This window comes from Paenibacillus sp. FSL R5-0749 (assembly GCF_038595085.1).
Classification (GTDB): Bacteria; Bacillota; Bacilli; order Paenibacillales; family Paenibacillaceae; genus Paenibacillus.
In genome coordinates, this window is the sequence record NZ_CP152005.1 from 3,966,512 (window position 1) to 3,981,962 (window position 15,451).

The 15,451-nt window shown below is 43.9% G+C and carries 14 protein-coding genes; all 14 read right to left on the minus strand.

Going from position 1 to position 15,451, the window contains the following annotated elements; all coding sequences use genetic code 11:
* Positions 1-2: 2 nt before the first annotated feature.
* The 14 genes from MKY85_RS17510 to MKY85_RS17575 all read right to left on the minus strand — a co-directional run bounded on the left by MKY85_RS17510 (position 3) and on the right by MKY85_RS17575 (position 15,428).
* Positions 3-560, minus strand: a complete 558-nt coding sequence (locus MKY85_RS17510; protein ID WP_342570351.1) for a phage tail domain-containing protein — start codon at positions 558-560, stop codon at positions 3-5.
* Positions 560-7,459, minus strand: a complete 6,900-nt coding sequence (locus MKY85_RS17515) for an NlpC/P60 family protein (RefSeq protein WP_342570353.1) — start codon at positions 7,457-7,459, stop codon at positions 560-562. Before MKY85_RS17515 ends, MKY85_RS17510 begins: the two co-directional genes overlap by 1 nt.
* A 12-nt stretch (positions 7,460-7,471) precedes the next feature.
* Positions 7,472-7,822, minus strand: coding sequence for a hypothetical protein (locus MKY85_RS17520; RefSeq protein WP_342573513.1), 351 nt, complete (start codon positions 7,820-7,822; stop codon positions 7,472-7,474).
* Positions 7,761-8,141 (minus strand): hypothetical protein, encoded by a 381-nt coding sequence (locus tag MKY85_RS17525; RefSeq protein WP_342570354.1) that lies wholly within the window; start codon positions 8,139-8,141, stop codon positions 7,761-7,763. The genes MKY85_RS17520 and MKY85_RS17525 overlap by 62 nt, the downstream gene beginning before the upstream one ends.
* Before the next feature lie 82 nt (positions 8,142-8,223).
* Positions 8,224-9,009 (minus strand): hypothetical protein, encoded by a 786-nt coding sequence (locus tag MKY85_RS17530; RefSeq protein WP_342570355.1) that lies wholly within the window; start codon positions 9,007-9,009, stop codon positions 8,224-8,226.
* 28 nt (positions 9,010-9,037) lie between these two features.
* Positions 9,038-9,244 (minus strand): hypothetical protein, encoded by a 207-nt coding sequence (locus MKY85_RS17535; protein WP_342570356.1) that lies wholly within the window; start codon positions 9,242-9,244, stop codon positions 9,038-9,040.
* Positions 9,245-9,254: 10 nt separating this feature from the next.
* Positions 9,255-9,689: a hypothetical protein gene (locus tag MKY85_RS17540; protein ID WP_342570357.1), complete on the minus strand. Its 435-nt coding sequence runs from the start codon at positions 9,687-9,689 to the stop codon at positions 9,255-9,257.
* Positions 9,686-10,264 (minus strand): hypothetical protein, encoded by a 579-nt coding sequence (locus tag MKY85_RS17545; protein ID WP_342570358.1) that lies wholly within the window; start codon positions 10,262-10,264, stop codon positions 9,686-9,688. The genes MKY85_RS17540 and MKY85_RS17545 overlap by 4 nt, the downstream gene beginning before the upstream one ends.
* Entirely contained in the window at positions 10,261-10,836 is a 576-nt protein-coding gene (locus MKY85_RS17550; RefSeq protein WP_342570359.1) for a hypothetical protein, read from the minus strand. Before MKY85_RS17550 ends, MKY85_RS17545 begins: the two co-directional genes overlap by 4 nt.
* Before the next feature lie 10 nt (positions 10,837-10,846).
* Positions 10,847-11,413, minus strand: a complete 567-nt coding sequence (locus tag MKY85_RS17555; protein WP_342570360.1) for a hypothetical protein — start codon at positions 11,411-11,413, stop codon at positions 10,847-10,849.
* The gene (locus MKY85_RS17560) at positions 11,410-11,832 is read right to left on the minus strand and encodes a hypothetical protein (protein ID WP_342570361.1); all 423 of its coding nucleotides are present in this window, start codon (positions 11,830-11,832) and stop codon (positions 11,410-11,412) included. Before MKY85_RS17560 ends, MKY85_RS17555 begins: the two co-directional genes overlap by 4 nt.
* A gap of 52 nt (positions 11,833-11,884) precedes the next feature.
* Entirely contained in the window at positions 11,885-12,886 is a 1,002-nt protein-coding gene (locus MKY85_RS17565; RefSeq protein ID WP_342570362.1) for a hypothetical protein, read from the minus strand.
* Positions 12,887-12,889: 3 nt separating this feature from the next.
* The gene (locus MKY85_RS17570; RefSeq protein WP_342570363.1) at positions 12,890-13,939 is read right to left on the minus strand and encodes a 3-oxoacyl-ACP reductase; all 1,050 of its coding nucleotides are present in this window, start codon (positions 13,937-13,939) and stop codon (positions 12,890-12,892) included.
* A 172-nt stretch (positions 13,940-14,111) separates the two neighbouring features.
* On the minus strand, positions 14,112-15,428 hold the full coding sequence (locus MKY85_RS17575) for a phage portal protein (protein ID WP_342570364.1): 1,317 nt from the start codon (positions 15,426-15,428) through the stop codon (positions 14,112-14,114).
* Positions 15,429-15,451: the final 23 nt, after the last annotated feature.

Below are 15,451 nucleotides of genomic sequence, written 5' to 3' on the forward strand. Positions count from 1 at the left end.
GATCACCCCTCTAACAAGTATTCATTCTGAATCTTGAACTTTTGAATTGTTATGGAACCTGTGTTGGTTAAAACAATCACTGGACTTGCGCGTTCATCACCCAAAGAAATTACTTTGATCTTTTCCGGAGAATGAATAATAGTTTCTTCCAGCATGTTTTCATCGCTTTCCGGAAAGGGATGTTCGCCCATTTTGATTGGAATAGTCAGTTCCCCGTCGAATAGAATCTTTTCGATATCAAGAGTACCGGCATATCTTCCGATGTATCTTCTTCCTGGTAAATCGTCGAATGTGAATACGATATCCCCTTTTTTAGCATTAAAAAGAGCCGCCACTTGGGCGACTCTTCTATGGTAGTCAAAGGTGGGATCATCAGCCATGACGATACACTCCAAATTAATTACTCTCGGACTGTAGGTGCTTCCAAAGTCGATTTCTCCGTCACGCCCTGCAATCTCAACACTGTAGTCCCTCGTTGGTGGCAACACTGGTATGTTGTGTTTCTTCAAACCAAGCCCGATTGATCGGAAAGACTTTCCATCCGCTGTTGCATCAATCATCAGCCTTTACCTCCCCTTGCCTGCATCCTCCGCATCAAATTATCGCGCTCACTCCAAAAGACCTTCGCAGCCGATTCGTCCGCGATATAAGTATCTCCTGATTTAATTACGAATTGATTACCGGTTCTCTCCGGATTTACTCCATTTGAAGCATGAGGAACTGAGAATTCAGGCATTGTAAAGTCTAGTCTGTGCATTCGTAGGTTTAAGAGATTAAACAACGAATCCTGTTGTCGGTCATTAAGGATAGCTTCTCCAGCGTGCGCAATAACTGGAACAGCCGCACCGCGTGGGCCTTTGACCACTCCACCTTCACTAAAATGCTGAAGCTTGCCTGTATCTTTACCGATTCCATATTTCTTACGAATGGCATCGTTTTGTTCTTGAAGGAGTCGCATGGTTTCAGCATCGCCACGAGCTTTAGCTGCATCCCAAGCATCCTTGTTAGCATTATAGGTGTACAGATCAATTTCCTTTTGATATGCAGAATCCTTCGAAGCGGTTCCTGGAGCCAAAGCTCCCCCAGAGATATCAGTCACTCCAAGTGAAGCACTTGCCGCAGCAATCTGATCAAGACGGCTCTGATATTCCAAAACAAATGCATCAAGCATTCCGAGGATCGTTTCGTTCTTCTCGCTCTCCTTCAGTATCTGAATGTTTTTTAGGTTTTCAGCAGACAGCTCAGTATTTGAAGAAAATTCATCAAAAGCGGAAGAGAGATTATCATAATGAGATTTAGCATCTTGAATTTTATCGTCAAAATCTTTTTCGCGAGTTGTTTTTTCCTCTTGCAACGCCGTTTTCTGATCTTCGAGCGCCTGTTTCGCAAGTTTACGACCATGTACTCGATCCAAATCCTCGATATCCTTTTGGACTTGCTTCCGCTCAGCAATACCCTCTGGACCAACAGCAGACTGAAGCAACTCAAGACGGTCAACCTTCTCAGCACGTTGTCTTTCGTAGTCATCCTCATCAATACTCCGCTCCATAGCCTGAATCAAATCATCAATGGCTTTGATTTTGGCTTCTTGTGCTAAGGTAAACGCGTCCTTCTCTGCTTGGATACGTTTAATTTCCTCATCTCTCGCGCTGTCCAATAGCTTTTTCTGCTTGGTTACCGATTCAGATACTGCCTTGGTCATTTCGTCCATAAGTTTTTTCTTTAGATCGTAGACCTTCTCATCCGCATCCATTCGTTGATCGCTTCCTACCAGATAAGCTGCCTGAAGCTTCATATACTCAGCGAGTTCCTGCTGGGTAGTCATTTCACCGATGGCCTTCAAGTGGTTAATTCGTTTCTCAGCAGCGGAATAGTATTCTTTGTCCAGATCATTTCGTTGCTTATATATTTTCTGTTCAAGATCCCATTGCTGTTCAGCAGATAAGGTTTTATCAGCCTGCATTTTTAGGTACTCTTGCAGCTCCCATTTCATGATGTCTACTTTTTGAGCACCGGACATTTCCATTTTCAAAGCTTCTTTAGTCATCCACTTCTCTGAGAACTCATAACGAGACGAAATCAGTTTCTTGGAAGTGTCTTGATACATTTTCTCTGCTTCAGCTCGTTGTTCTGCTTTTAGCGTAGTATCATTTCGCATCCGATTGTAAGCCTCAGCCTGCATTTGATAAATCTCAACCTCAGACTTACCTTGACGTTCCATCTGATCCGTTTGTTTATCAATCCAATTCGTTGAATTTTTAAATTTCAGATCCGTAACCTTGTTCGTCAAGTCATACACTTGTTTAGCTGATTCAACACGTTGTTCCTCAGTGAGAGCTGTATTCTTGAGTTGTCCCTGATAAAACTGAAGTTGCGTCTTGGTCATTTCCATCTCGGAACGACCTTGTTGACGCATGCGTTCAACACGAGTTTCCATATTGGCCTGTGCGGTATCAAATTGGTCGCTGGCGTACTGATCCTTCATGTCTTCTTTTTCAGACTGCACATCCCCAATTTTCTCAGTAAGACTCCGGCGCTTATTAATCAACTCATCTGATTTCAGCCCTGATTGTTCAATCATCTGACGCTGCTCCTGCATCAGTTTCTGGATTTCTGTTTTGAGTTTCAATTGAAACTCATATTCGGTTTTGTACTCTTGGGAGTCTTTCTTCAAATTCTTCTGCCGCGCTTCAGATTGTTTTAAAGCTAACTCTTTGTCAGAGATTTTCATATCTTTGATACCGATTTTACTCTCAAGTTCTGAAACATCAATGTTATAAAGTTCATCACTAATCCGAAGCAGTTCGCTATCAGCAGTGTTTTTTGCATCCTTCAATTGCTTCTGTGTAGGTTGTGAAGTTGTACCGGCTTTTTGTGGAGAATAATCAGCCAAGACTTTATCTACATATCCTACATCTCCGTAAACCTTGCTGTTATATACTTTCTTGTATTTCTCTGAATACGCGGCCATATCAGCTTTATTGTATCCACCAGACTTTTTGAACCAATCAATAATTCCCGAACCCATGTTGTATCCGCCCAGAGCCATGGCGACATCTCCACCAGATTTCTTCAGTAACTCGGAGAGCATCTTAGTCCCTGCATCAATACTCTGTTTTACTGTCGCATTGTTCATGCCATTGACTTGCATGACATTGGTTACGCCCTTAGCTCCAAAAGTTGATTCGCGTTGGATCACAGCAGCCACAAGGTATGGGTCAACATTAAATTGATTGGCAGCAGCGTTAATTTCAGAAGCGTATTTACCGGCATATGCCACTCCGCCAGAGGTTGTTTGGGAACTAGTGGATGTCGGGTAGGCAGCATCTGTCGAAAGCCCAGGAATACGAGTTGCTCCGTTGTATTTCGGTGCCCAGTAGCTGCTATTCAAATCCGAAACCTTTAATCCGGATTCCCCCATTTGAATAAACTTGCTATCCCCCATATAAATACCAACATGTGAGTTGTCTTTGCCATTCGTATTGAAGAACACAAGATCTCCAACTTGAAGATTTTTCTTTGATACCGCAGTTCCCGCTTTAGCTTGTTGAGCTGCGGTACGTGGTACATGTACTCCGATTGTTTCAAACATCTCCTGCACAAACTGCGAACAATCCGAATAGGCTCGTTGTTTGAACTCATCAAACGAACCATTAAAGTTACCCGGTATTTGTTTGTACTTCATCACGCCAGAGTTCGCCAAATCAACAGCATTGGATAGCATTTTAGTGATATCTGTAGATGGTGTCCCGCTTGTTGTTATTTCTGCTTGCGATGATACGAGTTGTGATGGATCGTTGTATCCTTGTTCGTAGAGTTTTTGTTCCTCCAGCAACGCTTTACGCTTCTCAGCCAGTATATCAAGGTATTCTTTGGATGACTTCGCAACACGTTTCTGCTGGGAGTCCAATTTTTCAAGTGATTTGTTATACCCTTCGATCGCTTTCTGCAGCTCTGTCATGATTTCTACGGTTTCTTTGCGAGCCTTGTTGTTGTCTTCTACCCCGTAAGTGTCATCTTCGAGAAGTTCAGTCATAGCTTTAATTTGATCATTGCTCAACTGTAATTGCCCAGCATATTGCTTGATGATATCGTTCAGCTCTTGCACTCGTTGTTTTTTTCCGGCTAACTGATCATTTGACATCTTATTTAGCATCTCGCTTTGACTTTTCAATGCATCGGCAAGTCCGGCTGGTAGGCTTGATGTCAAATTAGAGAACGGTGGATTCGCAGCATTCTTTTTTTGCTGTTCTGCAATATCAGATTCAATATCTGCAATCTTTTGTTTCGCTTCGGCAAAGGTTGTAATAGCCTCAAATTCTTTTCCGTAGAATTGAATGCGTTTTAAACTCTCCAAAGCTACAAAACGAGTTGCATCTCTTTCTGCTCTCAGATCATCTAGAGCCTTCTTTATTTTTGCTTGCCGCAACTTCTCTAAGACTTGTCCTTCAAATATCCATCCATCTGTAGTTTTTCTTATCTGAGAAGCGAGTTCAGGGTACTTGAGAATTAAATCCGCCACAGCAGAAGCGCTTAAAGATTGTCCATCAGCAAGCGTCTCAGCCACTTGGTTTAATTCAGAAACTGAAGAAATACTCGTTTGAACAGATTCACGTAAGGCTTCTGTTTGTTTAATTAAATTTTCAGTCAGTTCTTCAATGGTCTCAGAAACTTTCCCATTTAAGCCCGCTAAAGAATCCATCTCTTTTTGTGCGTCTAAGGCTTCCAATGTCATTTGACCCATTTGAACGTCAACATCGCATAAAGATGCCTGCAATTCACGGTTCTTCGCTTCTAAAGAAGCCAAATCATTTTCAAAAGATTTAAGCTGCTCCGTTCTGTTTACACTTGAACCAAAAGACTCAATACTTTTATTGACTGCACTTATCTTAGACATAGCATCTTCAATAGCAGCAACGTTTGCAGAGAGTTGATCATTCATTGCCGTTTTTTGGCCCTCCAGCACGTTTAGACGGGACTCTCTCTGCTTCTCGATTAACAAATTAAGGTTTTGTATTTGTTGCTTGGTAGCTTCATCTGTAAATCCAGCTGCTTCAAGTTGAGCCATTCCTTCTTTACCAATCGTCATTGTAAGGGCTTTGGATACTTCTTCAAGTTGTCTCTTTGCCTGTTCTTGTTTACTAGAAGATAACGTTCCACTATCAATCATTTGTTTAAGCGAGTTATGTGCATTGACCATTTTAGGTAACAAATCAATTTGCCGTTGATACTGGCTGATCATCTGCTGACTGGCTGAGTCGTTATCCTTAAGACTCTGAATCCTTTCACGCTCGGCCTTATCTGCTTCGCCACTCTTAAATGCAAATATTGCAATTGCCCCTACGAGTAAGGATAATCCAGCAGTTGCTGCGGCCATCGTTATTGTTGCTGTCGCTTGCGCTTTACTAAGGGCACTAGTAGCCACGGTAGCTGCTCCTGTAGCGACTACTTGCGCCTCCCTTGCAGCAGTCTGTTGCACAGTAGAAACGATGACTCCTTCACTTGAAACGATATTGACTGTATTCGCAGCACTATTTGCAGCCGTAGCCGCTGTACCAGCAACCGTTGTAGCAGCTTCTTTCGCTTTAGCCACATTTAGCACTTCAATTGCAGCAACTACCGCCATAACAGGACCACGCAACGCTTTATACGCAAGTAATAGACCAGTCAAACCCGCAGTTGCAGCATAAACACCTGTTGGTATTTTAGTTAATCCGATCAGGAGTTGATCTATACCGTCCAGCACATCTTTGATCATCTGGCGAAGGCCGTCTTCTCCAGCTGTGTTAAATATCTCAAGGAGAGAGGTTTTGGTCTGTGCAGCCTTCCGCTGAATTGTATCCATCTGAACGGTTAGGTACTGCATTGTTGAACCAGTGGAACCTACAGATGCAGCCGTACCAAGCAAGATATCCCCCACATTAAGAGAAGCCGCCAGTTTCGCATACTGATAGACACCCCGAGAGATATCCGCATAGGATTGTGTGAGGTCATAGTTTTTATCCGTTACCTGGATAGAAAGATCCAGTAGAATATCTTCCGCTTTGCGCCATTGTTCAACGCCATCGACAACCTCTTTGGTTTTGACACCAAGACGCTTAATCTCATCCACGGCTTTGTCTGTCCGGATTGTACCCAGAACCGTTTTCCACATGTTACCTAAATTCTCCCCGGATAAGGCTGTATTCCGCACACCGGAGGAGATCAGTCCGTTCATTACGTCGAATGATACTCCTGTTTCCGCGGCTATCTTACCAGTACGTTGGAAGGCAGCTCCCAGGTCACGGGCTGGAGCCATAGTATCATGGGCAACCTTAGACCAGGAATCAAGTACTCGGTTACCAATTACCATGGCATCATTTGCATCGCTGATGTGCACGCCATATTGAGACATTACGGACTCCATAGACTTGGTTGCTTCCTCAAGCTCAACCATGTCTACAGTAGATAGCTTCGTGGATTGCCGAACGAGTTCTTGTACAACATTTACATCCTTGTACATCCGCCCCCACAGACGAGCTGACTCCGTTACATCTAAGATATTGGAACCAAGTTCATGAGCCGTATGAATGAACTGTTGGGTTTCCTTATTCAGTTTCTGAGTATCCATAACCATCTTGTTCGTTCCATCTTCGAAATGCACAAAATAGTGTTCGTTGGTCTGGACGTACCCCGCCATGTTGGATTCAATATCCACCAAGCCCTCTTTCATGGCTTGAGTGACTTCGTGCATCGCCTTGTACATCGTGTGGAACACGACCGCGTGTGTAGCCATGTCTCCTAATCTGCCAATCCAACTTTTAGAGACAGCGTCCATTGTGGACCCCATCCGTTTGGTTTGCTGTTCAGTTTGAGACAAGGCTTGCCTGATTCGTTGTTCCTCTTGCAATATTTTTTCCCTAAGAGCTTCTTCTTTCCGTTGCCGGTCAGTGATAGCCAAACGGATTTTTTGTTCCTCTTGGAGGACACGTTCCCTTGTACGATCGTCTGTACCCGTACCTGTTGCCTTTGCAGCCTCCTGCCCGGATTTTACAGATCGGTTTTGAAGAATCTGCATCTTTTGTTGATGTTCACGTTCGGATTGCTCAATCTGCTGGTTACGCCGTTTGATCAATGCTTGCTGCGCCTGCATCTTAGCATCAATCAAGCGATTAGTTTGTTCCAACTGTTGAGCCTTTGCACCAAGTAAGGCCGTTTGAGCGAGTTTCTGCTTATGTTGAGCTTCAACTTCAGCGAGTATCTTTTGTCGGCGTTGGTCCGCAGTTAAGGCCATCTTATCCATTGCTGATGATATATTCTTGTATGACTTCTCAGCGGTTGATAACTCAGCATTCAACGCCTTGAACGCATCCGCATTACCCTTAGCACCTGTATCAATGTTTTTAAATGATTGTAACACTGTACCAGTCTCTAATTTTATCCGTGCAGCAACTACATCTCTATTCGTGCCCTCTGCCATATTGCCTCCTTCCTACCTTGGCTGGAAGAAACCAAGATCGGATAAGTATTTTGCTTTCTTCGGCTTTTTGTTTTCAACCGAACCACCATGAAGAGTGATTTCGAATTCACGAGAGCGCTGTTTTTCATGCATCAGTGCCCGTATTTTAGGTATGGTCATATTTGGCCACTCTGTATCAGATATACCGTTGCTGATACAGAGTGCCCATAGACCCATCCAGTCCGTTCCTGGTTGATCTACTTCACCATCCTCCGATTCCTCATCATCGTCATCGGAATCAGGATCTGGAGTAAAAGACTCCTTATAGAAATCGATCCAAAACGTTATCCAAAGCCTGGATGCCCTCCATGTCCACGTGTTCATACTCTTCATCCGTTAAACCCTCAACAAAAATCAGGTCGAAGGCTTTTTTATACGCCTGCTCAATAGATGGACAGTCAATAGCTGGGATATCCTGATCACCAACTTGCGTTGCTTCAATAGGATCACGTCCAATTACATAGCTGAAGCGAATACCACCGAGGTTTTTCGAATGCTGCCGTACTTCCCGGATCAACTTAATCGTTCCGACCTTAATTGTCTTCTGTAGACCCTCAGCCAAACGTACGGTGCTGCCAATGTTCAAGGTCTGGTCCAACGTTTTTTCTTCTTGGGTTTCAACTGCTTGTTCCAACTCACTCATGTTCATTCTCCTTTGATTTGAAAATATAGTTTTTACCAAAAAAAGAACCCCACCGATTACCGGCAGGGTTGCATTTGTTGGTTTAGATTCCGAATTTGATTGTCATAGCGTGTCCTTCTGGATTATCTGCAGATCGTCCAGGCTCCATTACTTGAAGATCAATTGTAGTTGTGCTAGGTTTTTTGCGTTCTTGTGATACGTCCAATGTACCACCGCCGAGAGCTTTGAAAATCGTTACTTGCACTGGAATAGGATTTCCACTCTTATCATCAATAAGTTCAAATCGGTGAGTGAGTTTGAACGGTGCCGGACGTCTGTTTCCGTCAAACGCTGTCTCCGTACCCTCTTTGGACCATTTATAAGTGACCAGAATCTCTCTTCCTTTATTCGCATCTGAAGATGCGATTTTTCCAATAGCGCTAATCGTGTACTGCTGATCAGTTGGTGTAGAGGCTACGCGAGTCAGGAGTGTACGTTCATCGGTATCAACATCCACAATGTATACTTGATCACTTTCTTCGTTAAATGTCCCGGTGTATTTCGTAGGAGCTTTAATTGTATAACCATCAGCACCTAATAAACCTTGCTCAGTTTCGTCAAATTCCATATCTGTGATACGTTTTGTCGTAGCCCCCTGAGACATGTCAGCAATGATTGGTGAATACCTCGGCACTTCAATACTCACCTTATCCTGCAAATCCCCAGCCGTATAATGGAATGCATACCCACTGTCTCCGCCCATAACGGCTTGCCAGTCAAATTGAAGCTGCAAAGTAAGTTTCGTCACTTTATCCTCGACATACTTCACTTTGCCTGCTAAATCAAACGCCACAACCGTCCCTACGCCGTCAAAAACTAATGGTCTCATGTATTATCCTCCTTGGATATAGAGTTGATTAAACAAGCTCCCAGAGCCGTGCATCAATCTCTTCAATTCGTTTGTAATCTTTAGTATCTTTGTATCCTTCGACAGGTTGCTGACCGTCAATCAATCCAAGTTTTTTGGCAAGACGAATCTTTTCTTGAGCCAACTTCTTCAGCTCAGGAAATTCTTCCTTAGCTTCCTCGTGCCCCTTTACTGACTCGTTCTGATTCTGAGACATATTTCTCACCTCAATTCATACGGAGATAGTCAACGTCAAAAATGGCCTTATATCCCTTAACCCCTTGTATTCCAGTTGCAAAATCAGCATCATAAGTCAGTACACAAAGGTATGTCGCCCAACCTGGCATCGTAATCCTTTTATCGTGCAAAATGCGAAAAGATCTTTCAAAGAGCAGCTTCGCCGCATAACCAGTTCCAGCATAAAAATCTAAGCAAAACTTTCCTTCGAACACTAATTGATTTGGAGAAAAGCGCCCCGGCATGACATATTGACAGATATGAGGAACCGTCTCGTTACTTACTGTGACTTCGGGTTCCATTCCCTTTGTCAATCTCTTCACTACCTTTGCGGAAGGTGAAGATGAGTCAAGCTCAAGTAACTCCATGAGTTCGGCATCACCTTTAAGCGCTTGCTGAACTGCATCCAACAATTGAAGACTCAATCTCTCACCTCCGTGAAGTAACGATGATATGGAAACTCGGTAATGACACGACTAATCCCGTTTAATATCCGATCACGATTGGATTCAAGAGCAATACGCATAAAATAAGTAGGAGGAGTGGCTTTGAACGAGGGATCAAGATCACCCCGCTCTGCCAACTCCTCCAGATCTACACCTGCGTATCCGCCTTTGGACTTTTTAATTGTTCCATCAATGGATCGATAGGTACCTCTACCCCGGCCTACAACAACTCGACTTCCCTTTGACCTCAACTTGTTCCAAGCCTCACTGTTCATGTAGCTAATCAAACCCAGGTTTTGACTCGGCCCTGCCATAAGCGAACCTTTACCAAACTGCTCAAGCCAAGCTTGCCAGTAATCAGCTGTGATGTCTCCTGATATCATCTGGTTCGCCAGCACAGTCATGTGCATTGCGAGGCTTTCTCTGACAGCCGGATAATACCTGATTCCAGTCTTTGCAGTAAGCATAATGATTTTCGTTAGACCTGTAATTTCAACCGCCAGCTTATTTTCCAAGTCCTTCGCTGCACGTTCAGCATCGTACCCGGTAATCATCGCCTGTCCTCGCACAACTGAATATGTAGAAGATTCGGATACTTGATCCGATCCACCACATCCACTTGATATTTCTTCCCAGCAATCACGATACGATCTGGACTTACCAATGCCGGATCAATGGGTTCCCTGACATCCACACTAGTCTGCAAAAGAAGAACCAGCGAAGTTGTCGATAAAAGGCCAGGTTCTTCTTGTTTGAGTTGAGCAGAGACATGTTGAGCAAACCCAATGATATCCCCGGCTACGAGTGTAAACTCAGGTTTTCCCTTTGGATTGTCATTCGCATCGTACTCCTGCATGTACCTTTGGACTTCGATGGTAACGTTCGTTTTGATTAAAGAACAGTATTTGTCAGTATCAACCGTATTTCGAAGTGTCTGGACTAAGAATGAATCATCTGTCCGAACCAAAGAACCCCTTTCAACCAGTGAATCAGGTGAAAAGAGTCCATTGTACACGTATTCTTTGCCCATTACAGTCGTTGCCTTTGTTTCACGAGACAGAATTAACGATTCCTCATTTTCGTCCACTGTACAGGCAGTGTGACGGTGAGAGAACTCATAGAACAATTATCTTCACCTACCTAAATGACCGAAGCTCGAACTCCGATAACAAATCGGCAATCTCCGGTGTGATCATGTTGTTTCCGAAGTACTCAATGCTGTAATCGAAATCCTTCTTCGACTTCACATTAGAATTAGGATTGGTAGCCATCTGACCAATGAGCAATCCGCAAGCTACCTTCACTTTATCAGGTATGACCACCCAACCACTCGTGTAGCTCACTTCCAACTCTTCGTAGGCTGATCCGAAAGGTGAATGTCCACACCAGACAGTTCCGATCTCCTTGTCCACGTCTATGATACTTAGATCATCAAGGGTTTCGAAGTTAGGCGGACCGAAGAAATTCCCAAGAATCCCCTGTGTAGGCCTTCCTTTTGCGCTAAGCACATCAACAACAGGGTAATAGGACAAGTGGCCTCGCTGCGCATCAGTGAGCCGTATACGCTCGGTGTATGTCTTTACCCCAATCTCACGCTTACACTTGCCGTCAATAATGGCAGATGCACGAATGATCAAAGGTTCTGTTAGTTTGACACCGGCAGGAACATAGTCGATATCGGTAACTTCGAGGTAACGGCTCATTTCGCATAACCAGCTTTGATGAGCGTATTTCCTAGTGCGCTTGGAACAAGTGTCTTTCCTTCCTGGAATGTCACAATCCCTCCGTTGAAATGGATAGAATGCGAGCCTTTACACTGGCTTGGCGTGCCGATCAAAGTCAATTCAACAACATCCGGTTTATCTTCTTTTGGCGGTTCAACAACCTTGCTGGAGATAAAAGCTTCTCGTGCCTCATTCAGCACGTTATTTCCAACTTCGAATTGATTTGGTTCAGCACCATCGGTTGCTACCAATGATTCAGCTTCATTGACAGCACTCTGAAAAGCTTCAACAGCAGCGATTGGATATTGCCCCGGATCATCCCCTGCTTTCGTTTGAGATAGCAGTTCAATAGCAGCAGAAATAGTATCCTTAAATTTGTCCAAATTCGATTTTGCCACGATGTCACTCTCCTTTCTGTAAGACGGCCCTTCTGGGCCGCCTTGAACTTAATTAACCTACCGCAGCAATTGTAGGACGCTCGATAGTTCCGTACGCGTGAGCGTAACTTGGACCTTTAGCAACCGGTGCTCCATATTTCACACCAACGTATTGTTCCAGCAGGTTGCTTGTTGTTCCAAGTTCGAACAGGAACATACCCTTTTCGCCAACATAGTGATACTCAATCATGGATTCGGTAACAATGGCGATACCGTAATCCGTATTACCTGTGTTAGTTTCGTTTGCTTTAGAAGGCATAAACGGCTCAGGGATGATTGGTAACAAGCCAGCCGCTGTCATGATAGTTGGAACCTCAAGCCCAGCCACAACTGTTTTGCCAAAAGGATCAGACATTTTTCCGCTTTCTACAGCCAAACGCACTTCTTCAGTCATGTGATAATGACCGATTGGGTGAATGTAGATCGCTGTAGGTAGTACTTCATATTTCTCGCTTCCCACCATAGCCGCAACTTTTGCGCGAATAGCAGCAACAATTGAAGCTCCAACTCCTACTGTGAACGTATTTGTGATTTGACTCGGAATGCCCATGTATTGTCGAGTAGTAGGAACGGCCAATGCAGTGTCATTTCCTCGCCATAGTGCTTTACCATGTGTCAATGCGATTCCATTCAGCATATCATCGAGATCCTTGGCCTTCAGTTCAGGGAAATTATTTTGCTGTTGTCCGAGAGTAACATCGTAATGCCCGAAGTTGACCTGATTAGTCAAAGCCTTGATCTTCACACCATGTGGCGTGCGCTCATTGCTTGTTGGTGTAGCCGAAGGATTACGAGGGTCGATGAAATCCCCACCGTTTACAGTGTTTTGTTCATAGTAAGTTGAGATATCACCTGTAGCTGGTACATAATTGATCCGACCATCCAACACAGATTTCCGGCGAAGAATGTCCGTGATTTCTTTTTGATAGTCATCGGTGATCAGTGCACCTGGTGCTTGAAACTGAGTTGCTGCTGCGATATCAACGAATTGAGCTTGTCCTACGCGGCTGTTCATATATTACACGCTCTCTTTCTGGGCAAATTGTGCTTTTGCCTGCATTTTTAATTTGAATGATTCAGAGGACGAAAGGTTCAGGGCATCAACTGAAGCACAGAAGGTTTTATAATCAGTCCCATCTTCGCTTCCAGATAGATTAGCACCATATTTCGAGAGCAATGAAGTAGCGCTAATTGTTTTTCGTTCTGGCTCACCAGGAGGTGTAGCCGCAGCCTTCAACTCTTTTAGTTCTTTCTCCAATGCAGTTGCTTTGTCTTGAGCTGCTTTCAGATCAGCAGCAGCTTGTTCCTCTGCCGTCTTTTGCTCATCCTCTTCCTTCGATGCCTTCATACTTGTAACTTCGGTTTTAATAGAACCGACCTCTGTCACAACACTTTGCACACTGGCTGTAATAACCGTCATGCTTTCTTGTAATGTCTTCATAGCATCTTCCATAGCTTTCGCTTGTTCCGGTGTCATATCGACATCCCCCTGTTCTTTTGTTGTATTTCGAGCTGCAAAGCTCGTTGTTTTATAAGCTGCGGCATCAGCAAATAAGATTGCTGCGCCTGTTCCACAAAACTCCATCACATCAAGCACGTTCTCGTCATCGGATGCATTTTGTACAGATGCTTCCATTTCAAGAGAAGCACCGAATTGATATTCACTCCAGTTGTGTTCTTTAGCCAACCCGTTGTAATAACGGATGGTTGCAACCACGTCTGGAAAGTCTTTGCCATAGATAAAACCCTCTATCCACGCATATCCATCCATACTCCGTAATGCTTTTTCGATGTATGCCACCTTAAACCGAGGATCGTGGTCTGCCATTCCGTTTACATAATCAATGTTGAGCGCCATACCTACAAACGTTTGTAAGTATTGATCGCATACACTTGATGAAATTCTGATCTTCTTTCCTCCAGCACCATGCGGTGACCCGTCGCTAGGCTGATCAACAGCAAATAATGCACACTTGAAAGGGACTTTGTTTGGATGACCACTTTCTTCAGACAATTTAAAATCCTGTACACGCATCCGTTGATTACTCATTTTCAATGTTTTGAGCATTTAACTTCTCACCCCCTCCCACGGAATTGGAGTTCCCGTCTTTCCCACCGATTTCTCGGAGTAGGAACAGACCGCTGATAAGTCATCCTCACCAGCTTAGAAACTATCTTTGAAAACATTTCCCCACCATCTCTCTGTGAAAATAAAAAAACACCGACTCATTTAAGCGGTGTTAAGGTTCATCCTCTTCAGTTGTATTTGGTGGATGATCACTGGTGATTTCTTTGGATTGCGGTTGTCCTCCAGCAGGGTCCTTCAGGTTCACTACAGTTGTTTTGCCTAGAACAAGCAATACTTCTCCGTGACCATTAGGCAATGCCTTTTTAGCTTGTTCATCACGAACCTCATCCGGCGTTATGACTCGACGATCCAAATAGATTGCATCAATATCTGCCTTAAGCTTTCGATCTTTTAAGGAAGTTTCATAATGGAATTTGAATTCAAGAACGCCACCCATACCAAAAATACCGTCAATAATATGATTGTTTATATGTTCGACAATATTCTCTGATATAGATTGGACGGTATCCTCAGTGTCTTCATCCTCGCTATCGGCTGTACTTCTATTAACATCTTTGGTCTGCCCAAGCTTTTTAGGCGAGATGTCAAAGGAGATCGCGACGATTTCAATTAAAAAACGCTGCCAATCAAGAAACAAGGCTTTGTCATCAGTGGCCCCAAGATCAAGAACTCCTGGATTCTCACCACCAATGATTGGGTCAATCCCCCTACCCATGACCTCGTTTTCCCAGTAAGATCTGAATGCTTTTACTGCTACGGCATCTGCATTCTTGCCCAAGTTAATCAATTTACGCCTGCCTGCATTTGAAGTCTGCCTGCCTGCTGAACGGTGAGCTGAGATGAAACTTTCAACCGACTCCCATACTACCTCAAGTGGAGAAAGTCCAAATGGTGTATTACTCCTTGGATTCATTCGTATATACATCAGCTCAGAAGATTTCAAATGAATATGTTGACCATTTACCCTCTGAGCATACCTGTACGAAGTCGATTTACCATCCCATTCGGGATACAAATCTACAGAAAACGAATCAACAGGAAACATCCTAAACGGCCTGAGTGGATCTCCTGCCCGAAGAATCTCAGAAGAACCCGCACTACATACAAGCATGTCCTCCACAAGCTGCTCAATCCATGAACGGAATGAGTCTCCTGGGTTAGGCTTCAATAGAGAACGTTCAATAATCTTGCATAATTCGCGATACTTCTCGCTCTCATTCTCATCAATAGTAGTCACGGACCAATTCAGCTTTGTGATTCCGTTCTTGATGACGTTGATCGCCCTTCTCGGGACCGGTGACTCCGAAAGCTTCCTCAAATTCGTTGGAGTCCGTTTAGGTGCTGGCTGGTTATTACCTTTACGCATCATAACTCCGTACGGAAAAGGATAACTCTCTGTCATTCGGTCAGGCTCTTTTTTTGTCCTTCCTGCTTCAAGCCAGCCTATAAACCACGATCTTACACCCAATTAATTCTCTCCTCTCTTAAAGA